The organism is Bacillus sp. T2.9-1, from assembly GCF_950097965.1.
In the GTDB taxonomy this organism is placed as follows: domain Bacteria; phylum Bacillota; class Bacilli; order Bacillales; family Cytobacillaceae; genus Niallia; species Niallia hominis.
The window spans coordinates 88890-113273 of record NZ_CATNHG010000097.1 but is presented as its reverse complement, the minus strand read 5'-3'; the positions used below and the strand labels follow the sequence as shown (position 1 = coordinate 113273).

Sequence of the window (24384 nt, the reverse complement as noted above, 5' to 3'; positions counted from 1 at the left end):
GAAGCCTTACTCTTTTTTTCTTATAGGGGAAAATCTGGTCGAAGAATTTTAGAAAAAATATTTTAATAATAAGACAAATGGGTAATATAAATAAGAAAAAAATTTTCGACTGGAGGAGAAAAGTGACTGCATTTTTAGAAGCAATAAAAAACCGTCGTTCTTATTATGGCATTAGTAAAGAACAAGTAGCATCTGATGAAAAAATCCAAGATATTGTGAATGAAGCTGTGTTGCATACACCATCTTCTTTCAATTCCCAAAGTACAAGAGTAGTGGTTTTATTAAACGAACAACATGATAAACTTTGGGATCTCACTGCAAGGGAGTTACAAAAAATTGTTCCAGCGGAGAACTTTTCTTCCACAAAAGAAAAATTAAATTCCTTTAAAGCAGGATATGGAACGATTTTATTTTTTGAAGATCAAGAAGTAGTAGAAGGATTACAAAAGCAGTTTGCGTTATACGCAGAGAATTTTCCAGTTTGGGCAAACCAAACGAACGCCATGCATCAATTGGTCATTTGGACTGCTTTGGAAGAAGTAGGATATGGAGCTTCTTTGCAGCATTATAACCCACTTATTGATGAGACCGTACAAGCAGAATGGAAAATTCCTTCTACATGGAAGCTTGTTGCACAAATGCCATTTGGTAAACCAACAGCAGAACCAGGTGAAAAAGAATTTAAGCCACTAGAGGATCGCGTAAAGCTTTTTAAATAAGGCTGTTTTAAGAGAAGCTCCTAGTATAGGAGTTTTTCTATTTGGCTTAAATGGACGCTGACGTAAGCAAAATCAAAGTAAAATCCCTGCTATTGTGTTAGGATGATAGCATCATTATAAAGAAGGTGGAAAAATGAAAATTGATGTATGGTCAGACTTTGTTTGCCCTTTTTGCTATATTGGCAAACGTCGTTTAGAGATTGCGTTAGAGCAATTTCCTTTCAAAGACCAAGTTGAGGTTGAATTTAAGAGCTTTGAACTAGATCCGAATGCAGAAGTTTACTCTGGAAAAAGTATCCATGAGGCGCTTGCTGGTAAATATAGAATGAGTATCGAGGAAGCAAAGAATGCGAATGAAAATGTTGGCAATCAAGCTGAAAGCACAGGTTTAAGCTATGATTTTGATAACATGAAACCAACGAACACATTTGACGCCCATCGTTTAACAAAATATGCGAAAACGGTTGGAAAAGAAAAAGAGTTAACAGAGAAATTATTGCATGCTTACTTTACAGAAGGAAAACTAATAAGTGATCATCAGGTATTAGTGGAAATTGGTAAATCAGTCGGCTTAGAAGAAGCAGAGCAACAAAAAGTATTAGCAGATGCCACTAGCTTTGCAAATGATGTCAGAATTGATGAAGCACTAGCTGGACAAATTGGTGTGACAGGTGTTCCATTCTTTGTCATCAATCAAAAATATTCAGTTTCTGGAGCCCAACCAACTGAAACTTTTAAGCGTGTCCTAGAACAAGTATGGCAGGAAGACCATCCAGCCCCTAAATTTCAAGACATTACCGGAGTAGGTGCTGTTTGTACAGACGAAGGATGCGAAGTTCCTAAGAAATAATGGATAGAGTATTTAAGTGAATAAGGAAAAGAGATAGTCAAAACAATGGCTATCTCTTTTTCTTTTCAATCATTCGGAATGAATTTAATTGAAAGCGTTTTTAAAAAAGTATGCGCTTTATAAAAAAATGTACTATACTATAAATAGATATAACAAGCGTAAGTTTTTAAAGTATAGACTTTTAAGTTCAAATGCTTATAATTAAAATATCATTATCTATTCATTATAAGATTAAAAGATATTGCAAATAAAATATATAGAATTATTTTTTCTAATTAAGGTGGCTCGTTTATGAATAAGTATGAAGCGATAGCAATTGAAGTTAAACGTCGAATTAAAGAAAACTTTTATCCATTGGATCATCCTATACCTGATGAGATTACATTATCTAAAGAGTTTTCCTGCAGCAGAATGACAATGAAAAGGGCATTGGATAAACTTGTGATGGAAGGACTTCTTTATCGTAAAAGAGGACATGGTACCTTTATCGTTCAATCTGCTCTACATGCCAGTAGAGTAAATGTTTTGTCAAATGAAATCACTGGATTATCCAAGCTATTAGATGGAGAGAAAATAGCGAGTAAAATCATTACATTTGAAGTTCATTTTCCCTCAGAAGAGGTTGCGGCACATTTGGCAATTGATATAAAAACACCAGTGTATCATATCATTAGATTGAGATCAGTGAAAGACGAACCATATGTCTTAGAAATTACTTATATGCCAACAACCATTATATCAGGTTTAAATGACGAGGTTTTATATGGATCCATTTATGAGCATATTACGAAAACATTAGGACTAACGATTGCTGGATCGCATCGGAAAATTAGAGCATGTAAATCCACAGAGCTAGATCATGAACATCTTGCATGTGAATTAGATGACCCTATCCTTGAAGTAGAACATGTTGGCTATTTAAATAATGGCATTCCATTTGAATATTCATTTTCCCGTCACCGCTATGATAAATTTGAGGTAACAACCGTAAATTTAAAACGTTAGGTGAAAGGATTTCTATTCAAAGAAATGAAAAATAGAGCAGCTATCAGGAAGGTGAAGTTCTTTCGATAGCTGCTTTTTTCTTAGTGTAGATTATTGAAAATTAAAAAATATAAAGAAAAACTATTTACATTTACGTTGCGTCAACGTTTACGATGAAAGAGTCAGGAGGGGAACAGATGGAATACACCGTACATGCATTAGGTAAGTTAGCAGGAGTAAGTACAAGAACATTGCGATATTATGATGAAATAGGCATTCTCAAGCCGGCGAGAATCAATTCATCAGGATATCGTATCTATGGACAAAATGAGGTAGATAAATTACAGCAAATTCTGTTTTACCGTGAGCTAGATGTTCCATTAGAGACTATAAAGAATATGATGGCTTCTCCTACTTTTGATGTCAAACAAGCATTAAAGGAACATCACGAAAAACTCCTGGCTAAAAAAGAACAGCTACATCTGTTAATTGCAAATGTAGAAAAAACGATGGAAACAATAGAAGGGAGTAGGACGATGTCTAATCAAGAAAAATTTGTGGGCTTTAAAAAGAAAATGATAGAAGATAACGAGGCGAAGTATGGCAAAGAAATAAGAGAAAAGTATGGGGAAGAGATGATAGACCAATCTAATGCTAAATTAATGAATATGTCAGAAAATGATTATCGAAGCATGGTTGAAGTGGAGAAGACATTATTTTCTACCTTACAAGAAGCCTTAAAAGAAGGCAATCCTGCTGGAGAGGCTGGGCAAAAAACAGCAGGGTTGCACAAGCAATGGCTTTCCTTCACATGGCCAGAATACACGAAGGAGGCACATGCGGGACTTGCAGAAATGTATGTTGCTGATGAAAGATTTACCTCCTATTATGACAAAGTGCAAGTAGGAGCTACAGCTTTTTTGCGGGATGCTATTTTGATTTATACCGGGATGGCTTCTAAAAGTTAACTAAAGAAAAAACTCCTTGATTGTCTTCCATCAAGGAGTTTTTATAAGTAATCACTAAATCAAGAAGCATTTCTAACTTTTTTTGCCACTACTTTACGAGAAGTCATATATCTCCATCCTGTAAGAAGCAAACCAACAAAACAAAGACTGCTTGAAACAAGAAATACGACATGCATCCCACTAAGAAAAATATCAGGTCTCCCAGGGATAAGGGCAGTTACTCGGTAGCCTGCTTTCATGCTCATAACAGAGAATAATATGCTTGTTGCAACAGAAATTCCGACGACCATTCCTAAATTACGAACAAGTGAATTAATGCTACCTGCGATTCCTAGCTGTTTCCGCTCTACTGTCGACATAATTAGTGAATTATTAGGAGACTGGAAAAGACCAGTGCTGGCGCCAAGCATAATAATCCATAGTGCAAGACTTGTGAGCGTACTTCCTTCATGAAGGAAAGTTAAACCGATTTGGGCAACAATCATTACTAAAAGTCCTGCAAAGGTAATAGCCTGACCACTTATTCTATCGGATAATGCACCACTTAAAGGCGCGACAATTGCCATGGTAATTGGAAAGAGCATAAGGATATAACCTGAATGCAATGCTGACATTCCAAGAATATCCTGTGTGTAAAAAGGAGACAGGATATTAAAACAAAAATTTGCGATAAATACAATAAATGCACAAAAGATGCTGATAGAAAAAAGTGGATTCTTAAAGATAGAAAGCTCTAGCATTGGGCTTTCTTTTCGATATTCTACGATGATAAAACTGATAAATGTAAGGATTCCTATAATAATGGAAGTAATGATATACCAGTTTGAATAGCCATATTGTTGCCCAAGTAATAAGCCACCGATAGAAAGAATAATGGCAAAGCTAAATAATAAGCTTCCTGCTACATCTATCTTTGTCTTTGTTATGGTGACATCCTTAGGCAATATCTTCCACGCTAAAGCAATGGCAATAAAACCGATTGGGATGTTTATCCAAAAGATATATTCCCAGCCTAAGCTTGAAATAATGATCCCACCTAAGCTTGGTCCTGTAATACTTCCTAAAGAGACAAACGTTCCAATTAAACCTAATGCTTTTCCTCTCTCTTTTACAGGAAAAATTTCCGTTACAATACCTTGGCTATTTGCCATTGTCATTGCTGCGCCAAATGCTTGGATAATCCGTGAAATGACTAATAAGGATAGAGAAGTACTTAATCCACAAAGGAATGAACCAATGATAAATAGTATCGAGCCCCACTTAAAGACGTTAATTTTTCCAAACATATCCCCTAATTTTCCAAAGAAAAGGATAACGGTACAGATTGTGAGTAAATAACTAATAACAATCCATTGAGAACTGGCGAATGCTAGACCTAGCTGTTTAGAAATTGTCGGTAGTGCAATATTAACAATACTCGCATCAAGGGTTGCCATAAATGTGAATATATTTAAAACAGTAAAAATGAGCCAGCGACGTTGATGAACTTCTTGGTTGACTTCTTTTACGGAAGGTTGCAAATAATCACCTCGTTTATTTAGTTGCATATGTAACTATTATTGCTTCATTTTAAAATAATTTAGTTGCGCACGCAACTAAAATTTTGTATGCTACAATCAGTAAAATTAGTCTTCACTTTCTTATATGAAACTATCCGAGGGGGATAAAATATGAATGAAATGCCAATAGGAAGGATTGTTTCGATGATCCATAGGCAGAATCAGAAATTTCTTTCGAGGGAATTGAAGCCATTTGAGTTAGGAAATGGTGGGCAACACGCCTTTTTAAAAATGATTATTGCCAAGCCGGGGATTAACCAAGATGAACTTTCCTCTCAGTTAAAGTTTGATAAAGCAACAACCGCTAGAGCAATCAAGCATCTTGAAAACGTCGGGTATGTTGATAGACAAACAGATAACAAAGATCGGCGTTCAAATAATTTATATCCAACAACTAAAGCACGAACTATTTTTCCACAGATACAAGAAGTGTTAGAACGGCTAAATGAAGAAATTACTAGCAATTTGACTGCTGAAGAAGAACGTCAATTGCTTCAATTATTGAAAAAGATTTATCCCACTCTTAAACTTCAGTAAGAATCAACTTTAGGTTTGGGAGAATGGAAAGAAGATAGACGTCCGTGAAGGTTCGATTGGTTCAACTAACCATCAGTGAAGGATAAAGGAAAACCCCACTAATGGTTAGTTCATTTTATTCTGCATTATGAGCGGTGGAATATCCAATATCCCCACCAATTATGAAAAAAAATGAAAGATAAATAGCAACTATTTTTCAGTTAAATATTCAGCCAGGCTTAGCCAATTATTTTCAATCAATGCTGGGAGCTGCTCCTTGCTATCATTTGATATACAGGAAATAATTTCTTGATGCTGTTTAATTGATTTTTTCCCATCGAAAGTATTGAACTTTTGTAATTCAAGTCGACGAATTTTTGGAAGAAGGCGATCTAAAGCTAGCATTATTTCGGGATTATGTGATGCCTCAATAATTACTGCATGGAATTGATCATCCATTTGGATTGCTCTATACTTATCCTCCACTTTTAAAGCTTCAGCAAATTCATTATTTATTGCTGTCATTTGGTCGGCATGTGTAAGAGTTAAAGTGGTGAGAGCTAATCTAGCAGCCAATCCATGGAGCGAGGCTACAACGGTAAAGGCGTGCATCGCTTGTTCTACTTCAACTAGGCTTACAACTGTTTCGGAACCTGGAGAAGTTACAATTAATCCTTCATCCTCCAATTTTTTGAGAGCTTCTCGTACTGGGGTTCTGCTAACACCAAATTGTTCAGCCAATGCTTTATCGTTAATTCTCTCACCAGGCTTTAGTTCAAGATGGATAATTGCTGATCTTAATCGGTCGTATACTTGTGCTCTTAATGATTGACGTGGAATTTGCGTAATGTTTTTCATAGCAATAATATATCATATTTCGGTTATATTAGTGGAAAAGAGTAGGTTCATAAAATCATTCACAAAATCGTCAAATCTATTTAGTTTACTTTTATACCATACAGGGGTATAATATAAATATGCGATATATCGTTAAGGGGGATTTTTATTGGACAATAATGAGCATGAATTAGAAAGTTGCCATCTTACGAGTGACAGAAGAAGTCATCATTCAGATAAAGTAAAACAGAATTTAGTGACCAGATTAAATCGTATTGAAGGTCAAATTAGAGGGATAAAAGGTCTAATAGAAAAAGATACGTATTGTGACGATGTTATTACGCAAATTTCTGCAACACAATCTGCTTTAAATAGTGTTGCAAAGATTTTATTAGAAGGCCACTTGAAAAACTGTGTCGTAGAGCGTATTCAAGAAGGAGACATGGAAGTAGTTGACGAGGTTTTAACAACCATTCAAAAATTAATGAAAAAATAAGGAGTGTTTTCAGATGGAAAATGTAACGTTAAAAGTGGAAGGAATGTCTTGTAATCATTGTGTAAAAGCGGTAGAAGGAAGTGTAGGAGAGCTTGCAGGCGTTTCAGCTGTTAAAGTTAATCTTAAAGAAGGATTAGTTGATGTAGCATTTAATGCTAATGAAGTTGCTCTTGAAAAAATTAAAGAAGCAATTGACGAGCAAGGCTATGATGTAAAGTAATTCAATTTAAAAAATGTGCGATCGTCTGCACATTTTTATTTTCAATCAAATATACCCTATATAGGTATAAGGAGTTTTTGCGATATGGCTGAACAAAGTGTAGTGAAAAGTAAAGGTAAAATAAATGAACAGACATTTGAGATTACGGGAATGACCTGTGCAGCTTGTGCAAATCGTATTGAAAAAGGTCTTAACAAAATGCAAGGTGTTGAACAAGCTACAGTCAATTTGGCGCTTGAAAAGGCAACGGTTACGTATAGAGAAGAGGAACTATCAACAAATGAAATTAAAGAAAAAGTAGAAGGATTGGGCTATGGAATAATAACTGAAAAACTGGAACTAGATATTTCAGGAATGACTTGTGCTGCCTGTGCAACAAGAATTGAAAAAGGCTTAAATAAGATGGCTGGTGTTAACACTTCAACCGTGAATCTGGCATTGGAGAATGCAACAATTGAGTACAATCCGGCAAGTATTGCAGCAGATGAGATAATTGGAAAAATTAATAAGCTTGGCTATGGAGCAACAAAAAAGGAATCAAAGCAAGCGACCATAAATAAAAAGGAAGCAGAATACCAAAGACAAAAACGGAAATTTCTTTTTTCGATCGTTTTATCACTTCCTTTATTATGGACAATGGTTGGTCACTTTACCTTTACTTCCTTTCTCTACGTACCAGATATATTAATGAATCCTTGGGTACAAATGGCGCTGGCAACTCCCATTCAATTTTTTGTAGGAAAACAGTTTTATATAGGAGCATATAAAGCATTAAAAAATAAGAGCGCTAATATGGATGTCCTTGTTGCATTAGGAACCTCAGCTGCTTATTTTTATAGTGTCTATCTATCTTTTGAGACATTAGGGCATTTCGGTCATCCTGTTGGATTATATTTCGAAACAAGTGCCATTCTAATTACTTTAATTATTCTGGGCAAATTATTTGAAACGAAGGCAAAGGGAAGATCTTCCGAAGCGATAAAAAAACTGATGGGGCTTCAGGCAAAGACTGCTGTCGTCATTCGAGATGGGGAGCAAACGGAAATTCCTCTTGAGGAAGTTTTAGCAGAAGATATACTTCTTGTAAAACCGGGAGAAAAAATTCCCGTTGATGGCGAAATTATTGAAGGACAGTCAGCAATTGATGAATCTATGCTTACAGGTGAAAGTATTCCAGTTGATAAACAAGGGGGAGACACCGTAATTGGTGCTACCATTAATAAAAATGGATTCTTAAAAATGAAAGCGACAAAGGTTGGGAAAGAGACAGCCCTTGCGCAAATTATTAAAGTAGTGGAAGAAGCCCAAGGATCAAAGGCACCAATTCAACGATTAGCAGATTATATTTCAGGCATTTTTGTTCCTATTGTAGTGACGCTTGCAATTGTAACATTCCTTTTCTGGTATTTCATTATTACACCTGGAGATTTTGCAGAAAGTCTAGAGAAGTTAATCGCCGTACTGGTTATCGCATGTCCATGTGCACTTGGGCTAGCTACTCCGACTTCTATTATGGCCGGATCAGGTAGAGCAGCCGAATATGGGATATTATTTAAAGGTGGAGAACATCTTGAAATGACGCATAAAATTGACACCATTTTATTAGACAAAACGGGAACAGTCACAAATGGAAAACCTGTATTAACGGATGTCATAACAGATTGGGAGGAAGAAACGTTACTTTCCCTAGTTGGAGCAGCAGAAAGCAAATCAGAGCATCCGCTTGCTGAGGCGATTGTCAAAGGCATAACAGATAGGGGGATTGTCCTTCAGGATACAGCCCAATTTGAAGCAGTTCCAGGCTATGGAATTCGTGCACATGTTGATGGAAATGAAATATTAGTCGGAACACGGCGTTTAATGGATCGATATCGCATCAATGTCGGGAAAATTCTACCTAAAATGAAGGAGCTCGAATCCCAAGGGAAAACAGCAATGCTTATAAGCATTAATGGTAAATATGCAGGGCTTCTTGCAGTCGCAGATACGATTAAAGACACGTCAAAGGCGGCAATTAAGCGATTGAAACAGATGAACTTGGATGTCGTTATGATCACTGGGGACAATCAGCAAACAGCAGAAGCGATAGGGAGACAAGCAGGCATTGACCATATCATTGCAGAGGTATTACCAGATGGAAAGGCTGACGCTGTTAAAAAGCTGCAGCAGAAAGGGAAAAAAGTGGCCATGGTGGGGGATGGCATAAATGATGCTCCAGCCTTAGCCTTAGCAGATATAGGCATGGCTATTGGAACAGGAACAGATATTGCAATGGAGGCAGCCGATATTACGCTTATTCGTGGGGATCTACAAGCAATTGCCGACAGTATTTTAATAAGCAGAAAGACGATTGCCAACATTAAGCAAAATTTATTCTGGGCATTCGGTTATAATACACTTGGTATACCGATTGCAGCAATTGGTTTACTAGCACCTTGGCTAGCTGGTGCAGCGATGGCATTTAGCTCTGTATCTGTCGTATTAAATGCGCTTCGTTTACAGCGATTGAAGCTTTAAATGCTGGTTAGTTAGACTCACATCTCCCGTAAATGAGGAATCGAGGGACATAGCTCGGAAATCATTGTTTTGTAGATGTGCGAATACATCATTTGAAGGATAAAGCTTTGCCTTTTTAAAGGTTCACTTTATGAAAAGATTTTCGGTTGGGTTCATAATCTTTGCAACTTTATCTCATACTAGAATTGTACGTCGATAACTACTAGCAGGAGGTAACGAATAATGGCGAAACAGAAAAAATCAGAAGTAAATAACCAATGGGCAACGGCAAATACAGAAGTTACAAGCAAAAAACAGAATAAGACAGCTACAGATAATCAATGGGCTTCTACTAATAAGAAGCAGTAAATTTTAGAATAAAAAGGCATACCAATATAGATGAATTGGTATGCCTTTTTGAGTTGATTATTAAATTATTTTGCAGCTTCCTGCATTGCTTTAAAACGTTCGATATCATCAGGATTTCCGAAGCTTCGTTGGTTTGTATCTAAGGAAGCAATTGTTTTTATATCGTCTGCATCAAGTGTAAAGTCGAATAAATCAGCGTTTTCCATAATACGATGCTCATGTACGGATTTAGGAATAATAATGGTATCTCGTTCTAAATGCCAGCGTAAAATAATTTGTGCAACTGTTTTATTATGCTTTTTGGCAATGGCCACTAAAGCTGGCAAATCGAATAATCCATTTTTTCCTTGACCGAGGGGAGCCCATGCTTCATGTGCGATATTATGCTGTGCCATATAATTTCGTAATTCAACCTGTTGGAAAAGGGGATGTGTTTCTACTTGGTTTAACATTGGCGTTATTCTTGCTGTTTCGGCTAATTTCTCAAAATGATGAATTTGGAAATTACACACGCCGATAGCACGGACTAATCCTTCTTCATAAAGATCCTCTAATGCTCTCCATGTTTCTTCAAAGCCAGGCGCTGCCCAATGAATAAGATAAAGATCTAAATAATCAAGCTGTAATTTTTTTAAGGATTCGTGAAAAGCTTTTTTTGTTTCTTCATAACCGAAGTCGGTTACCCAAACCTTTGTTGTAATAAATAATTCCTCACGAGGCACACCAGCGAATTTAATAGCATTGCCTACAAATTCTTCATTTTCATACCTTGTAGCTGTATCAATGGACTGATATCCATTTTTTATTGCAGAAAGGACACTTTGCTCACATTCTGTTGGATCGTTGACTAAAAAAACACCAAAGCCCAAATAAGGTATTTCTACTCCATTACTTAGTTTTTTTGTCGAATTAATTGTTAACTCCATTATTTCACCCCGTTAGAATAGATTTTTTCTATCCTAAGCGTATCGGTTTCTGGTTGATTTTTCAAATAATTGAGATGGGTTGGGGGAGTGAGGTTTAGAATAGGAGAGTTGCAAGTAAGAGGATGGAAGTTGCAAGAAAGAGGATGGGTATTGCAAGTAAGAGGGTGGAAGTTGCAAGTAAAAGTGCCAAAGTCGCAAGTAAGAGAGAGAAAGTCGCAAGTAAGAGTGTGAAAGTCGCAAGTAAGAGTGTGAAAGTCGCAAGTAAGAGTATGAAAGTTGCAAGTAAAAGTCGAAGTCGCAAGTAAAAGAGCCAAAGTCGCAAGTAAGAGAGAGAAAGTCGCAAGTAAGAGGGTGAAAGTCGCAAGTAAGAGTATGAAAGTTGCAAGTAAAAGTCGAAGTCGCAAGTAAAAGAGCCAAAGTCGCAAGTAAGAGAGAGAAAGTCGCAAGAAGGAGTGTGGAAGTCGCAAGTAAGAGTATGAAAGTTGCAAGTAAAAGTGTGGAAGTCGCAAGTAAAAGGGTGGAAGTTGCAAGAAAGAGTATGAAAGTTGCAAGTAAAAGTCGAAGTCGCAAGTAAAAGAGCCAAAGTTGCAAGTAAAAGGGTGGAAGTCGCAAGAAAGAGTGTGGAAGTCGCAAGTAAGAGGGTGAAAGTTGCAAATAAAAGTCGAAGTCGCAAGTAAAAGAGCCAAAGTCGCAAGTAAGAGAGCCAAAATCGCAAATAAGAACACCAAAGTCGCAAAAATCCCCCCTCTAAATATAGCAACCATCCGCCCAAAATCGCCAAAACTAGTTTAAAGCCTATCAAAAAGGGGAATCAACTAATTAAACAAGGTATTGGTACTTAAGTGATTAAACCATTCAATTAAATAAAGAAAAACCCTCTATGATAGAGGGCCAGGCTGTCGAGAAAGTCCCGACAGCCTTTCATTTTTTATATTTACTTCATCTATTCACCGCGGTAATTTGATATAATATAATTATCAAATATAGGTTGGTGATTTCGATGTTACATACCCGTTCTCATACTCAAAACGAAGTAGAATTTGTTCTTTTAGATGAGCTTGTTCCAGCTAATCATCTCTTACGAAAAATTGATAAACACATTGATTTTTCTTTTATCCTCGATAAAGTCCGTCCTTATTACTCCGAAGACAATGGTCGTCCATCTTTAGATCCCTTGATTTTATTTAAAATGATGTTTATCGGTTATTTATATGGCATCCGTTCCGAAAGACAATTAGAGCGGGAAATTCAAGTGAATCTTGCTTATCGTTGGTTCCTTGGTTTAAAAATTACAGATCCTGTTCCTCATCATTCTACGATTAGTTGGAATCGGTGTAATCGATTTAAAGATACCACTGTCTTTCAGGACATTTTCGATGAAATTGTTCTTTTAGCGATGAATCATAAAATGGTTGGAGGGAGAGTTTTATTTACTGATTCTACTCATTTGAAAGCGAATGCCAATAAACATAAATTCACCAGAGAAACGGTGAAAGTGGAAACACGCGAATACGTGGAAGAGTTAGATAAAGCGATTGAGGAGGATCGGACTGCCCACGGAAAAAAGCCTCTAAAGAAAAAGGAGGCAGTGGAGGAAACAAAGGAAATTCGGGTTAGTACAACGGATCCTGATTGTGGCTTTATGTCCCGAGATAATAAGCAGGAGATGTTCTGTTATTTAGATCACCGTACGACGGATATGAAGTTTAACATCATTACCGATGCCTTTGTTACCCCAGGTAATGTCCATGATTCTGTTCCTTATTTAGACCGACTTGATCGTCAAATCGATCGTTTCCAATTTCAAGTGGAAGCTGTTGCTTTAGATTCTGGTTATTTAACAAACCCTATTTGTAAAGGGATAGAAGAACGAAATATTTTTGGAGTAATCGCACATAGAAGATATAGTCCAGTAAAAGGACTCTTTCCCAAATGGAAATTCACTTACGATAAAGAAGCCGATTGTTACACTTGTCCAAACGGAGAAATACTGCCTTATCGTACAACAACTCGCGAAGGATATCGAGAATATAAATCAAATCCCAAACGATGTAAAGATTGCCCATTGCTTTCCCAATGTACTCGTTCTAAAAATCATACAAAAGTAGTCACTCGTCATGTTTGGGAAGAAAACAAGGAAAAAATTCGGTTAAATCGTCTTTCTAAATCAGGGAAGGCCCTTTATAAATTTAGAAAAGAAAAAGTAGAGCGAAGCTTCGCAGATTCAAAAGAACTGCATGGGCTTCGCTACTGCCGGTTACGTGGAAAACAAAAGGCAGCCGAACAAGTATTAATGACAGCTGCCTGTCAAAATATAAAGAAGATTGCCATGCATCTATCCAAGATTGGATAGATGCATGAGAGTCTTTTTTCAATGAAATGGAAAAATAAAAGATGTGATTATGTCTACTTAAATAAAAAAATTGTAGAGAAAATTATACTTTCTCTACAATCTGACCCTCTATGATAGAGGGCTTTTCAACAAAACGTAATTATTTTACTGTCTCTGGTACACTCAAGCCTAATCCTTCAGCAACTTTTGTGCCGTATTCAGGATCTGCTTTGTAGAAGTGACCAATTTGACGAAGTTTGATTTCTTCTAATTCTACAGGTTTCATTGCGCCAACAATGTTTGCAACTAATCTTTCGCGTTCTTCTGTAGACATTAAGCGGTATAGGTCTCCAGCTTGTGTGTAATGATCGTTATGGTCATATGCAACACTTTCTGCTACTCCAGATACTGCGAATGGAGTTGTTTTGTTTTCAGGAGTTTCTTTTGGACCGCTAAAGCTATTTGGTTCGTAATAAACTGAACCCCCACCATTGCCATCAAAGCGCATTTGACCATCGCGTTGATAGTTATTTACTTCATTGCGAGGGCGGTTAATTGGTAGTGCATTATGGTTTGCGCCAACACGGTAACGATGTGCATCACTATAAGCAAATAAACGACCTTGTAGCATTTTGTCTGGTGAAACTTCTACACCAGGTACTAATGTTCCAGGAGAGAAAGTAGCTTGCTCTACTTCCGCAAAGTAGTTCTCTGGATTACGATTAAGCACCATACGTCCAACCTCGATTAAAGGATAATCTTTTTGTGACCATACTTTTGTTACATCGAATGGATCAAAACGATACGTATCTGCATCTTCTAATGGCATGATTTGAACATAAAGTGTCCAAGCAGGAAAGTCTCCTTTTTCAATCGCATTAAATAAATCTTCTGTATGATAATCAGGATTTTCCCCAGCAAGTTTAGCTGCTAAATTCACATCAAGGTTTTTAACCCCTTGTTCTGTTTTGAAATGATATTTTACCCACACGCCTTCTCCTTCTTCGTTCACCCATTTAAAGGTATGGCTCCCGAAACCATGCATATGACGAAGGGTTGCAGGAATACCGCGATCTGACATAAGAATGGATACTTGGTGTAAAGATTCAGGTGAATGCGACCAGAAATCCCATACAGCTGTTGGATTTTTTAAGTGTGTTTTTGGATCTCTTTTTTGTGTGTGAATGAAATCAGGGAATTTAATTGCATCGCGAATAAAGAATACAGGCGTATTGTTACCAACGATGTCGTAATTTCCGTCTTCTGTATAAAATTTCACTGCAAATCCACGTGGATCACGAACAGTATCAGCAGAACCTAATTCCCCAGCAACTGTTGAAAAACGAATGAACATTGGTGTTCTTTTACCTACTTCAGATAGGAAGTTAGCTTTTGTGTATTTTGTTAAGTCATTTGTCACTTCGAAATATCCATGAGCTCCAGCCCCTTTAGCATGAACCACACGCTCAGGCACACGTTCTCTATTAAAATGAGCTAATTTTTCAAGTAAATGGACATCTTGTATTAAAGTCGGTCCACGATGTCCAGCAGTTATGGAATTTTGGTTGTCCCCAACTGGTGCTCCCCAGCTAGTAGTTAATCGATTATTTGACATATAAAAATCACCTCATAATTTAGTTCTTTAGCATATGTATATTATAATATCATCTACAAATAAAAAATCAATATAATTTTATAATTATTATAAATAAGTTTTCAGAGGGAATAATATGATAGGGTTTTATCTGCTAAGAAACAAGTAATACTTGACAATGAATAGATTTTATAGAAAAGGCTAATAGAGAAAAGAAATACATGAATGAGAATTAGGAAATATGCAAGAAGCTTATATATATGAATAGAAAATAGTTATATCCATAAATTTTATGAATGGTGTATCCGATTTATTCCTTATAATCTGCTAGGATAAAGACTGTATTTCCCTTATAATGAAAGAAAGATTTTCGTCGGAATAGATTATAGGGGGCTTTACTTCATGTTGCAAAAGGAATCAGGAAAACAGAAAAGTATTATACTAATTGGGTTTATGGGTGTAGGAAAAACAACGATTGGAAAGGCTTTAGCAAATAAACTCAAACGAGACTTTATAGATGTTGATCATCAATTAGAAAGAGAATATAACATGACAGTTACCGAAATTTTTCAATATCATGGAGAGGCGTTCTTCCGAAAAAAGGAGAAGGAGATGATTATTGCTTTATCCAAACAGACACAAAAAGTTATATCCCTTGGGGGAGGAGCTTTTTTACAAGAAGACATTCGGAAAAGCTGTCTTGAAAATGGTATCGTCTTATATTTAGACATGTCCTTTAAAGCGTGGAAGCAAAGAATTCCATTTATTATCGATAGCAGGCCAGTATTACAAGGGAAATCAGAGGAAGAGATAAAGAATTTATTTAATGAGAGAAAGGCAATCTATGTAAACCATCATTTGAAGGTGAAAATGGATGGGAAAGAGCTGGAGGAAATAGTAGAATCCGTAATAGATTCCTTGGATCTTGCTTAAATAATGATAGAGAAATTGGTTATTGGAGGGAAAAAGGTGAGTAAAAGCGTTAAAGTAAGAGATGTTTTCATTGGTGAGGGATTACCGAAAATATGTGTTTCCCTGATTGGTAGAACAGTCCAAGAGCTAAGGGAAGAGGCCGCCTTACTTAAGGAGCTTCCAATCGATATAATAGAATGGCGAAGTGATTATTTTGCAGAAGTAGATGAGATAGGCAGTGTGACAGAGGCTCTGCATCTAATAAGAAATACGATAGGAAATATTCCTTTACTATTTACTTTTCGCACAGCTAAAGAGGGTGGAGAAAGGTCGATAGAGAAGGAAGCATATTTTCATTTAAATAAAAATATGGTAGAAACAGGGCTGATTGATTTACTGGATATCGAATTATTTACGGAAGAAGATGCAATGAAGGAAGTTATCAAGCTGGCGCATTCCCATCAAATCGCTGTTATACTATCTAACCATGATTTTGAAAAAACACCATCGAAAGAGGAAATTATTTCTCGATTACAGAAAGCACAACAATTAGGTGCTGATATTCCAAAAATTGCAGTCATGCCTCAATCTGTTAAAGATGTTTTAACATTATTAGATGCAACGGCAACGATGAAGGAAATTGCTGCAGACATACCAATTGTAACAATGTCAATGGGAGGAAAAGGGGCTGTAAGTAGAATGGCAGGAGAAATATTTGGTTCAGCTATTACGTTTGCATCAGCAAAAAAAGCATCAGCACCAGGGCAAATTCCAATTGAAGAATTAAGAAATATCTTAACTACTTTACATAAAAGTTTATCGTACTCTTAACGGACAGTAGGGTTCAACTACAAGCATAGGAGCATTCGAAAACGATAGGTTCCATTATCCATCAGTGGGGAGGAATTACCACCTTGTTGGAACTTTCCCTTTATGAAAAAGGATTTCGTTTCTAGGCGAAATTCTTTTTTTATAGATTAAATGGAATAGCAAGTTAAAGATTGTCCCAAATGAAAGAGAATCGTCTATAAAACTTGCTTAAAGAAAGAAAAAGTTGGTACACTCAAACTTAAAAGATAAACATTAACGGAGCTGTTGAAATTGAATGTAGACGAAAGATTAGCACAAACAAAAACATTTTTTGCAACCCAAAAAACATTGCCTTATACATTCCGGCTGCAGCAGATGGACAAATTGAGAAATGCTATTTTAGAAAATGAACAAAGATTAATAGAAGCTCTTCAGATAGATTTAGGAAAGCACCCTTTTGAGTCCTATACTTCGGAAATAGGTTTTGTGCTTAATAGCATACGTCACACAATGAAATGTCTTAAAAGATGGATGAAGCCTAAAAAAGTAAAGAGTACATGGAGTCTATTTCCTTCTAATGGACAGATACTTTTTGAGCCATATGGGACGGTTCTTATTATTGGTCCCTTTAATTATCCCTTTCAATTATTGATTGAACCATTAATTGGAGCAATTGCTGCAGGGAATTGCGCGATATTAAAGCCTTCCGAGCTTGTACCAACAGTTTCAGCTGTAGTAACAGATATAATTAATACTATTTTTGAACCTTCCTATATTTGTTCTGTGGAAGGTGGAGTGGAGACAAATCAAGCGCTACTACATGCTAACTTTGATTATATTTTCTTTACCGGTAGCACAAAGGTTGGAAAAATTGTAATGGAAGCAGCTGCCAAGCAATTAACGCCTGTTACACTAGAGCTAGGAGGAAAAAGTCCCGTTATTATTGATGAAACAGCTAATTTGAAGATTGCGGCCAAGCGCATAATATGGGGAAAGACATTAAATGCTGGTCAAACTTGTGTGGCACCAGATTATATTATGGTACATGAATCGGTCAAAGATCCATTAATCGCTGAGTTGAAAAATACATTATTGAATTATTTCGGAGAAAGGATTGAAGAGAAGGAAGATTTCGGCAGAATTGTGAGCGAGCGGCATTTTCTTCGCTTACGAGAAATGCTAGAAGCGGACCGGGAAGGGATTTTATTTGGAGGAAATAGTAATATCGAAACAAGCTTTATTGAACCAACTATTCTGGATGCTACATGGGCATCCGCTTCTATGCAAGAAGAAATCTTCGGTCCAATTTTACCTATATTATCCTATTCAAAATTAGACAAAGCAGTGGAAGCGATAAAAAAGCTAGATAAACCGCTGGCCCTTTATCTTTTTACAAATAGCAAAGATACAGAAGAAAAGGTAATCCATGCCATATCATCTGGCGGAGTTTCGATAAATGATGTACTGACACATATTGTTCCTCCTAACTTGCCTTTCGGAGGAGTTGGGGCATCAGGAATGGGAGCTTATCATGGCGAATATAGCTTTACTACTTTTTCGCATCAAAGAAGTGTGCTTAGAAAAAGTGTTAGAGTAGATATCCCGATTCTTTTCCCTCCGTATACCGAAAAAAAGGATAAATTGATTCGTAAAGTGCTCAAATAATAAGCGTTAGGAGGCTGATTTATTGATTAATACACTACTAGCAGAAGCAAAAATGTTTATTGAGACGGCATATAACGAACTGAATAAGTCTGGAGAAGAGATAGAAGAAAGACTTATACAAGTGGAACAAGCCATCAATGAAAAGGGATATTATGAGCATACAGAGGAAGAACTAATATATGGAGCTAAAATGGCTTGGCGAAACAGTAATCGCTGTATCGGTCGATTATTTTGGGAAAATCTACATGTGCTATACAAACGACATCTTAACACGGAAGAAGCAATAAAAGAGGCATTGTTCCATCATATTGCCTATGCAACAAATGGAGGGAAAATAAAGCCAACGATTACTATTTTTCAGCAAGAGACAAGAAATTCCTCTATCCGAATATGGAATCATCAGCTTATACGTTATGCTGGTTATGAAACAGAGCATGGAGTTATTGGAGATTCGGACTCTATAGCTTTTACAAAAGAGTGTATAAAGCTAGGCTGGACGGGAGAGCAAACAAATTATGATATCCTTCCACTTGTCATTCAAGTAAATGAGCAAAAGCCGAAACTATATGAAATCCCAAACGACATTGTTTTAGAAGTCCCGATTCAACATCCAGATTATCGATGGTTTGAAGAATTAGGCTTACAGTGGTATGCTGTTCCAATTATTTCTAGTATGCGCCTTGAAATTGGTGGTATTTCTTATACAGCAGCACCATTTAACGGCTGGTACATGGGTACAGAGATTGGTGCAAGAAACTTAGCGGATGAGAATCGCTATAATATGCTACCAACGATTGGGGAATGGCTTGGTCTAAACCTGAAAAGGAACGCTACTCTGTGGAAAGATAAGGCTTTAGTGGAATTAAATATTGCTGTATTGGACTCTTTTCAAAAAGCAGGTGTAACAATTGTTGATCACCATACAGCAACACAGCAATTTAAGATATTTGAAAATAAAGAGGCAGAAAAAGGGAGAGATATTACAGGCAATTGGGCATGGCTAATTCCACCGCTATCTCCTGCAACTACCCATATTTTTCATAAACGCTACAATAATGAAGGCAAAAAACCAAATTATTTTAATCAGAAATATCCTTTTAACGAAAAAAATTAGAGTGGAACGAAGATGTGGCTTAGTTCCCTCTAAATTCAGTAATACCAAATGTTTGATCATAGTTATAGCCATTAAAATAAATATCTAAGTCATGAAAATATCGATGCAGATTTCGCATAGCACTACGATCATCTTTTTCTGCTACAATCTGAGCATTTGCAGCGATATCTTTCATGTCTAGTTCTATTTCTTCATCGGAGACTTTAATGTCCTTTATCTCATCAAGAATGGAAAGTGCTGCTTCTTTCTGTTCTTCATAGCTTGTCGTTTCCAATCTTCCCCAACCTAATGTTTCATTATAAAAATCATGCCAAATAGAAATAAACGTGTGTCCGCTCGTTCCATCTGCTAAAGTGACAACTTCCTCATTGACAGGAGTATTAACTTTTTCCGTATCAAAAGATTCTTCTACTTCGGTAGATGCTTCCTTCACGACGGACCGCTCATTATTTGTTTGTAAGGGCGAATCACTGTCAAATAGTGTTTGTATGACAAAAAAGGAAGAAACGCCAATAGCAGTAACTGTTAGTAGGATAGCAATAGTCCAAGTCCAAAATTTCATCTGTAAAATATTCCCTCCTTTTGAAATACTCAACTATTAGTCTATCATTTGTAAAATATGAATTCAATGTTTCGAAAAAAGTTACCGTAAATAACGAATTTCTCTTTCAGCATGCATAAATTAACAGAGCTTGGATAAGGTAAAAAAAAGGGGTGTTCGTATGGAAGGAGAAAGAGATTTACCTATAGAGTTTAGTAATCATATGCACCATGCGTTGGCCCATTTACAAGATAAAATTGGCGAACTCCAGCGTACGATGGATGAAAAAAATTGCTGCATCTTGAATGACTTTGAAGAAGTAAATAAACAATTTAAAAGTATTCATCATAGTGCTGCTACCTTCTATTTACAATTATATTTAGAGCCATATACAGAGGATTTAGAAATTCTTACAGCAAGTGCCCAAGTTTTATCAGAGAAACGTCATGGTGCACTAATTGCCATTAAACGTAATGATGAATTAGAAACACGTGTTCATTCAGGAATTCCTTTGCATGCAAAATTATCTCCGTCTCTATTAGAAGCAATATTCTATCCGGGTAATCCTTTGCACGATGGTGGGGTACTAATTGAGGAGAACGCAATTGTTTCAGCCGGAAATATTTTCCCTTCTTCTCTTCATTACAATGGGAAGGAAAAATTGGGGACAAGACACCGAGCAGCCATTGGTTTAAGTGAGATAACTGATGCATTAGTTATGGTCGTTTCCGAGGAAACAGGCAGAATATCGTTCGCCTTGGGGGGCGTTTTATATCCTATACAGCCTGGCGGAATAACAGGCTAGGATAGTGCTATCTTAAACTAGAGGAATAAAAAAATTGCCAAAAAAGGGACTTAAATGTATCCCCTTTTGGCTATGAACTAATACTTGTCTTTTTTCCTTTAAGCTATAGGATATTCTTCAAAGTTTCTTGCAGTGTCCCTCTTGTTTCTGCATTTTGTTCGAAATGAATGCCAGCATGCACCATTTTTTTCACTAATTCTGGCCTTAATCCAGTCAGAATTGCTTTGCAACCCATCATTGAAATTCCTGCTAATATTTTTTCGAAGTAATCTATTACATCCATTTCCATTATGGCAATACCAGAAAGGTCTATAACTAATATTTGGATTTTGGATTCTCCTATATCATTTAGAACCTTTTCCTCAATTATTTTAATTCTGTATGAATCAATAAAACCGATTAACGGTAAAACAGAAATAGATTGTTTAATTGGAATAATTGGGACAGATAAATGTTCCACTACTTCTCTTTGTTTATGTAGCATTTCATCCTTGTAATGAGAATAGCTAAGAAAAAAGGTATTTAAAAATTGATCTATTTTTTCATTAAATAATTTTTCCATCCCGTAATAATCATCACGATTTTTCAATATATCTTTTTCCTCATCTATTATCCTTATAAAGTGCCATAACGTTCTTCTTATGGCTTGCACCCATTCAAGCTTTAATTCAAGTGTTAAAGAGTGTTTTGCCCATGCAATTCCTTCAACTTTCGCAAAAGAGATTAAGTCTGCTTCTTGCTGATCTACTGTATAAAAAATTAATTTTTTGGCATTTTTTAATAAATCAATGTTTCCTTTTTTTAATATTTCTGTAATCTTTGTTGATACATTTATTGCTTCTGTAAGAAGTTTTTGATTGAATGTAATTTCATTTTCATTAATGAAAGTTTTTAATTCTTCCTTTATGTAAGCTATTGTATTCATACAACTACTCCCCTGGATTAATTTAAGGTAGTAAAGCACTAATTTACACTAAAAATAATAACAAGAAGTGTATACCCTATTGTTAAGGTGATTAAACATATATTTTATTTTAAAAGTATTCGGAGAATATCGATAAAATTTCTTGCTGAAATGATAAAGGACATTACTAGAATCAAATGATAATAGATGGTAGTTTGTATCAAGTAACATATTACTCATCAATGAAAAAAATAAAGTATTTAAAGATGGTGCCTTAGGAACATTATTCAGACATAATTGATTTTTCTTATTATTTTCTCTTGTGTGTGATTTCCATTAAAGATATAATAAAACTAACTTATAAAAGAAAAGAGGTGGGAAGGATGTTAAGTTCAACTGTTTTAGTGCAAGGTTATATGATGGAAAGTCTATATATTAACCGTGCAAAATTTGCGATGGTAGTTGTTAACGGGATAAGTATGCCCTTTTTTAAACAACTAAATAGCAAACTAAAACAGTGAAAACATCTCTTACCCACATCTCTATTTGGACGGTTAAAGGAGTGCATTTTCATGCACTCCTTTATTAAATGGCTTTACCAAAGCAGAATGGAATGTCATTTATTAATAGAAAGGAGCCAGTATGCAACTATATATGGCTCTTTCTAAAAGTATATTTAGAGGTATTTATATTTAAGGAAAAAGTGTACCTATCTTTTTCCTTAAATAAAGCCATGGAGACCTTTGTTTTCCATGGCTTTTTTGCGTTGCTAAAAGTGGACTAAACCGTCCATGAAAGAGTCAGGGAAAAGAGATAATCATAAAAAAAGGAGCGAGCAGAATTATGATTATTTGCAGTGTCAATCATATAGCGAAGATGTACGGAGGAAATACATTATTTGAAGACATATCATTAGAGTTAAAGGAAAAAGAAAGAGTTGGTCTAGTTGGTAGAAATGGGAGTGGGAAGACCACTTTATTTCGACTACTTGCAGGGCAGGAAACACCTGATGCTGGACAAATCCATTGGAAAAAAGGATTAAAGATTGGATATTTAGAACAAATTCCGGAATATGAACAATCTATGAAGGTGAAGGAAGTATTAAAAAAGGCATTTTCTGACCTTGAAACAATAGAAGGGAAGATAAAACAGATGGAACAGGAAATGGCGCAGGATATCAATCCAGAGCAGCTATTGCTATTAATGGAGGAGTATGGGAAATTGCAGGAGTATTTTACGAATGCTGGTGGATATGAAATGGAAGCAAAAATAGAGAAAATGGTTAATGGGCTAAAAATCGAGCAGTTGGTCATGAAAGAATATGGAGCTTTAAGTGGAGGTGAAAAAACAAAGGTTGGTTTAGCGATGCTACTCCTCCAAGAACCTGATTTTCTTTTATTGGATGAACCGACGAACCATTTGGATTTAATGGCAGTCGAGTGGCTTGGGAAATTTCTTCAGGATTATAATGGTACTATTTTAGTGGTTTCCCATGATCGCTACTTTTTAGATGAAGTGATTCAAAAGGTGGTAGATTTAGAAGATGGGGAAGTAACAACCTACTATACTAATTTTACAAATTTTACAAAGGAAAAAGAAGAAAGGCTTTTAAGAGAGTTTCAGTCATATGAGGAACAGCAAAAGAAAATCAAGAAAATGAGAGAAGCAATCAAACGACTTCGTGAATGGGCGAATCGGGCGAATCCGCCTAATGAAGGATTGCATAAGCGAGCGAGAAATATGGAAAGGGCTATCGAAAGAATGGAAAAACTAGCTCGCCCCATTATAAATAGAAAGAAAATGAATTTTGACATGGAAGCAAGTGACCGAAGTGGGAAGGATGTTATTCAGCTGAAGAATGTATCAAAAAGCTTTGGCGATCAACTATTGTTTCAACAAGTTCAAATGCAAATAAGCTATAAAGACAGAGCAGCAATTATTGGAGAGAATGGATCGGGGAAATCAACTTTGTTGAAGATGATTCTTCAACAAATGGAGCCAGATATAGGAGAAGTTAAAATGGGAAGTAACGTGAAAATTGGCTATCTTTCTCAGCATGTATTAATGGAAATGGAAGGGGAAACAGTGATCGAAGCTTTTCGAAATGAAGTGCATGTGACAGAGGGGGAGGCACGGCATATTTTAGCTCAATTTCTCTTTTACGGTTATTCCGTTTTTCGAAAGGTCAGCAATTTAAGTGGAGGAGAAAGAATGAGGCTTCGCTTAGCCCAGCTTATGTATCAAGAAATCAATCTATTAATTCTAGATGAGCCAACCAATCATTTAGATATAGAGTCCCGTGAAGTATTAGAAGAGGCTTTAGAAGATTTTGATGGCACGATTCTTGCGGTTTCCCATGATCGCTATTTTCTAAATAAGCTATTTCAAAAGATTTATTGGATTCAAACAAAGGAAGTTCACTATTTTGAAGGGAACTACACGTATGCACGCGAAAAGTCGACGGAAAGACAAACGTCCAAGAATCTACAAACTAATCCAGTAAAATCAAAAAAAGAGAAGAAGGCCACAATTAAGGAAAAACAGGAGAGGGAAGCTTCTTTTAATCAAATTCAATTGGAAAAGGAAGTAGAAGGATTGGAAAAAAAGATTTCAGAAGTAGAGAAAATAATGGAAATAGAAACGGATTGGGGTAAATTGGAGCAGTTGTTTTCTAAAAAGGAGGAGCTTGAAAGACAGTGGGAGGAACTATATGGACTTATGAATAATAAGTAAAAAGGAGAAAGGCTGTCAATCATTCAGCCTTTCT

Annotated in this window: 27 protein-coding genes; 21 read left to right on the top strand and 6 right to left on the bottom strand. The window is 36.2% G+C overall.

Features of this window, described 5'->3' with window-relative positions; genetic code table 11:
* The first annotated feature begins 77 nt into the window (after positions 1-77).
* The 4 genes from QQZ16_RS13890 to QQZ16_RS13875 all read left to right on the top strand — a co-directional run bounded on the left by QQZ16_RS13890 (position 78) and on the right by QQZ16_RS13875 (position 3521).
* A complete protein-coding gene (locus QQZ16_RS13890; RefSeq protein ID WP_446715455.1) occupies positions 78-719 on the top strand; it encodes a nitroreductase family protein in 642 nt (213 codons plus the stop codon).
* A gap of 133 nt (positions 720-852) precedes the next feature.
* Positions 853-1569: a DsbA family oxidoreductase gene (locus tag QQZ16_RS13885; protein ID WP_284561428.1), complete on the top strand. Its 717-nt coding sequence runs from the start codon at positions 853-855 to the stop codon at positions 1567-1569.
* A 291-nt stretch (positions 1570-1860) separates the two neighbouring features.
* Complete coding sequence (locus QQZ16_RS13880) at positions 1861-2574, top strand: GntR family transcriptional regulator (protein WP_031538929.1); 714 nt, start codon at positions 1861-1863, stop codon at positions 2572-2574.
* A 176-nt stretch (positions 2575-2750) separates the two neighbouring features.
* On the top strand, positions 2751-3521 hold the full coding sequence (locus tag QQZ16_RS13875; protein ID WP_235248340.1) for a MerR family transcriptional regulator: 771 nt from the start codon (positions 2751-2753) through the stop codon (positions 3519-3521).
* Between the two features lie 59 nt (positions 3522-3580).
* Here QQZ16_RS13875 and QQZ16_RS13870 read toward each other — a convergent pair whose 3' ends face one another.
* A complete protein-coding gene (locus tag QQZ16_RS13870; RefSeq protein WP_048717116.1) occupies positions 3581-5068 on the bottom strand; it encodes an MFS transporter in 1488 nt (495 codons plus the stop codon).
* Between the two features lie 123 nt (positions 5069-5191).
* Here QQZ16_RS13870 and QQZ16_RS13865 point away from each other — a divergent pair, with 123 nt between their 5' ends.
* Positions 5192-5617 carry a MarR family winged helix-turn-helix transcriptional regulator gene (locus QQZ16_RS13865; RefSeq protein ID WP_284561427.1) on the top strand — a complete coding sequence of 142 codons (426 nt, stop codon included), beginning with the start codon at positions 5192-5194 and terminating at the stop codon, positions 5615-5617.
* 189 nt (positions 5618-5806) lie between these two features.
* On the opposite strand, the gene QQZ16_RS13860 is transcribed toward QQZ16_RS13865, so the two are convergent.
* Complete coding sequence (locus QQZ16_RS13860; RefSeq protein WP_031538924.1) at positions 5807-6454, bottom strand: GntR family transcriptional regulator; 648 nt, start codon at positions 6452-6454, stop codon at positions 5807-5809.
* Positions 6455-6602: 148 nt separating this feature from the next.
* On the opposite strand from QQZ16_RS13860, the gene QQZ16_RS13855 reads away from it, so the two are divergent.
* The 4 genes from QQZ16_RS13855 to QQZ16_RS13840 all read left to right on the top strand — a co-directional run bounded on the left by QQZ16_RS13855 (position 6603) and on the right by QQZ16_RS13840 (position 10014).
* Positions 6603-6929: a metal-sensitive transcriptional regulator gene (locus QQZ16_RS13855; RefSeq protein WP_031538923.1), complete on the top strand. Its 327-nt coding sequence runs from the start codon at positions 6603-6605 to the stop codon at positions 6927-6929.
* 13 nt (positions 6930-6942) lie between these two features.
* Positions 6943-7149 (top strand): copper chaperone CopZ, encoded by a 207-nt coding sequence (gene copZ / locus QQZ16_RS13850; RefSeq protein ID WP_235248330.1) that lies wholly within the window; start codon positions 6943-6945, stop codon positions 7147-7149.
* 84 nt (positions 7150-7233) lie between these two features.
* Positions 7234-9666, top strand: a complete 2433-nt coding sequence (locus tag QQZ16_RS13845) for a heavy metal translocating P-type ATPase (protein ID WP_235248321.1) — start codon at positions 7234-7236, stop codon at positions 9664-9666.
* Between the two features lie 222 nt (positions 9667-9888).
* Positions 9889-10014, top strand: a complete 126-nt coding sequence (locus tag QQZ16_RS13840) for a hypothetical protein (RefSeq protein ID WP_268817797.1) — start codon at positions 9889-9891, stop codon at positions 10012-10014.
* Between the two features lie 65 nt (positions 10015-10079).
* On the opposite strand, the gene QQZ16_RS13835 is transcribed toward QQZ16_RS13840, so the two are convergent.
* Positions 10080-10940: an aldo/keto reductase gene (locus QQZ16_RS13835; RefSeq protein ID WP_031538920.1), complete on the bottom strand. Its 861-nt coding sequence runs from the start codon at positions 10938-10940 to the stop codon at positions 10080-10082.
* A 122-nt stretch (positions 10941-11062) separates the two neighbouring features.
* Between QQZ16_RS13835 and QQZ16_RS13830 the strand changes: the two genes are divergently transcribed.
* The 5 genes from QQZ16_RS13830 to QQZ16_RS13810 all read left to right on the top strand — a co-directional run bounded on the left by QQZ16_RS13830 (position 11063) and on the right by QQZ16_RS13810 (position 13293).
* Positions 11063-11245, top strand: coding sequence for a hypothetical protein (locus tag QQZ16_RS13830; RefSeq protein ID WP_284561426.1), 183 nt, complete (start codon positions 11063-11065; stop codon positions 11243-11245).
* Positions 11217-11348: a hypothetical protein gene (locus QQZ16_RS13825; protein WP_284561425.1), complete on the top strand. Its 132-nt coding sequence runs from the start codon at positions 11217-11219 to the stop codon at positions 11346-11348. The genes QQZ16_RS13830 and QQZ16_RS13825 overlap by 29 nt, the downstream gene beginning before the upstream one ends.
* On the top strand, positions 11320-11514 hold the full coding sequence (locus tag QQZ16_RS13820; RefSeq protein WP_251629482.1) for a hypothetical protein: 195 nt from the start codon (positions 11320-11322) through the stop codon (positions 11512-11514). Before QQZ16_RS13825 ends, QQZ16_RS13820 begins: the two co-directional genes overlap by 29 nt.
* The gene (locus QQZ16_RS13815) at positions 11486-11617 is read left to right on the top strand and encodes a hypothetical protein (RefSeq protein ID WP_284561424.1); all 132 of its coding nucleotides are present in this window, start codon (positions 11486-11488) and stop codon (positions 11615-11617) included. Before QQZ16_RS13820 ends, QQZ16_RS13815 begins: the two co-directional genes overlap by 29 nt.
* 323 nt (positions 11618-11940) lie before the next feature.
* Positions 11941-13293, top strand: a complete 1353-nt coding sequence (locus tag QQZ16_RS13810) for an IS1182 family transposase (RefSeq protein WP_284561423.1) — start codon at positions 11941-11943, stop codon at positions 13291-13293.
* Positions 13294-13432: 139 nt separating this feature from the next.
* On the opposite strand, the gene katA is transcribed toward QQZ16_RS13810, so the two are convergent.
* A complete protein-coding gene (gene katA / locus QQZ16_RS13805; protein WP_031538918.1) occupies positions 13433-14887 on the bottom strand; it encodes a catalase KatA in 1455 nt (484 codons plus the stop codon).
* A 381-nt stretch (positions 14888-15268) separates the two neighbouring features.
* Here katA and QQZ16_RS13800 point away from each other — a divergent pair, with 381 nt between their 5' ends.
* The 4 genes from QQZ16_RS13800 to QQZ16_RS13785 all read left to right on the top strand — a co-directional run bounded on the left by QQZ16_RS13800 (position 15269) and on the right by QQZ16_RS13785 (position 19367).
* On the top strand, positions 15269-15799 hold the full coding sequence (locus tag QQZ16_RS13800) for a shikimate kinase (protein WP_031538917.1): 531 nt from the start codon (positions 15269-15271) through the stop codon (positions 15797-15799).
* A gap of 36 nt (positions 15800-15835) precedes the next feature.
* Positions 15836-16609, top strand: a complete 774-nt coding sequence (aroD, locus tag QQZ16_RS13795; protein WP_284561422.1) for a type I 3-dehydroquinate dehydratase — start codon at positions 15836-15838, stop codon at positions 16607-16609.
* A 270-nt stretch (positions 16610-16879) separates the two neighbouring features.
* Complete coding sequence (locus QQZ16_RS13790; protein ID WP_031538915.1) at positions 16880-18253, top strand: aldehyde dehydrogenase; 1374 nt, start codon at positions 16880-16882, stop codon at positions 18251-18253.
* Positions 18254-18275: 22 nt separating this feature from the next.
* Positions 18276-19367, top strand: a complete 1092-nt coding sequence (locus tag QQZ16_RS13785) for a nitric oxide synthase oxygenase (protein ID WP_284561421.1) — start codon at positions 18276-18278, stop codon at positions 19365-19367.
* A 19-nt stretch (positions 19368-19386) separates the two neighbouring features.
* Here QQZ16_RS13785 and QQZ16_RS13780 read toward each other — a convergent pair whose 3' ends face one another.
* Positions 19387-19929 carry a hypothetical protein gene (locus tag QQZ16_RS13780; RefSeq protein ID WP_284561420.1) on the bottom strand — a complete coding sequence of 181 codons (543 nt, stop codon included), beginning with the start codon at positions 19927-19929 and terminating at the stop codon, positions 19387-19389.
* A gap of 160 nt (positions 19930-20089) precedes the next feature.
* Here QQZ16_RS13780 and cdaS point away from each other — a divergent pair, with 160 nt between their 5' ends.
* Complete coding sequence (gene cdaS / locus QQZ16_RS13775; RefSeq protein WP_284561419.1) at positions 20090-20713, top strand: sporulation-specific diadenylate cyclase CdaS; 624 nt, start codon at positions 20090-20092, stop codon at positions 20711-20713.
* Positions 20714-20816: 103 nt separating this feature from the next.
* Here the strand turns inward: cdaS and QQZ16_RS13770 are convergent, their stop codons facing one another.
* Positions 20817-21638, bottom strand: coding sequence for an STAS domain-containing protein (locus QQZ16_RS13770; RefSeq protein ID WP_235248300.1), 822 nt, complete (start codon positions 21636-21638; stop codon positions 20817-20819).
* A 362-nt stretch (positions 21639-22000) separates the two neighbouring features.
* Between QQZ16_RS13770 and QQZ16_RS13765 the strand changes: the two genes are divergently transcribed.
* Positions 22001-22138: an RAxF-45 family protein gene (locus QQZ16_RS13765; protein ID WP_192840959.1), complete on the top strand. Its 138-nt coding sequence runs from the start codon at positions 22001-22003 to the stop codon at positions 22136-22138.
* Between the two features lie 322 nt (positions 22139-22460).
* On the top strand, positions 22461-24350 hold the full coding sequence (abc-f, locus tag QQZ16_RS13760) for a ribosomal protection-like ABC-F family protein (RefSeq protein ID WP_235248291.1): 1890 nt from the start codon (positions 22461-22463) through the stop codon (positions 24348-24350).
* The last annotated feature ends 34 nt before the right edge of the window (positions 24351-24384 follow it).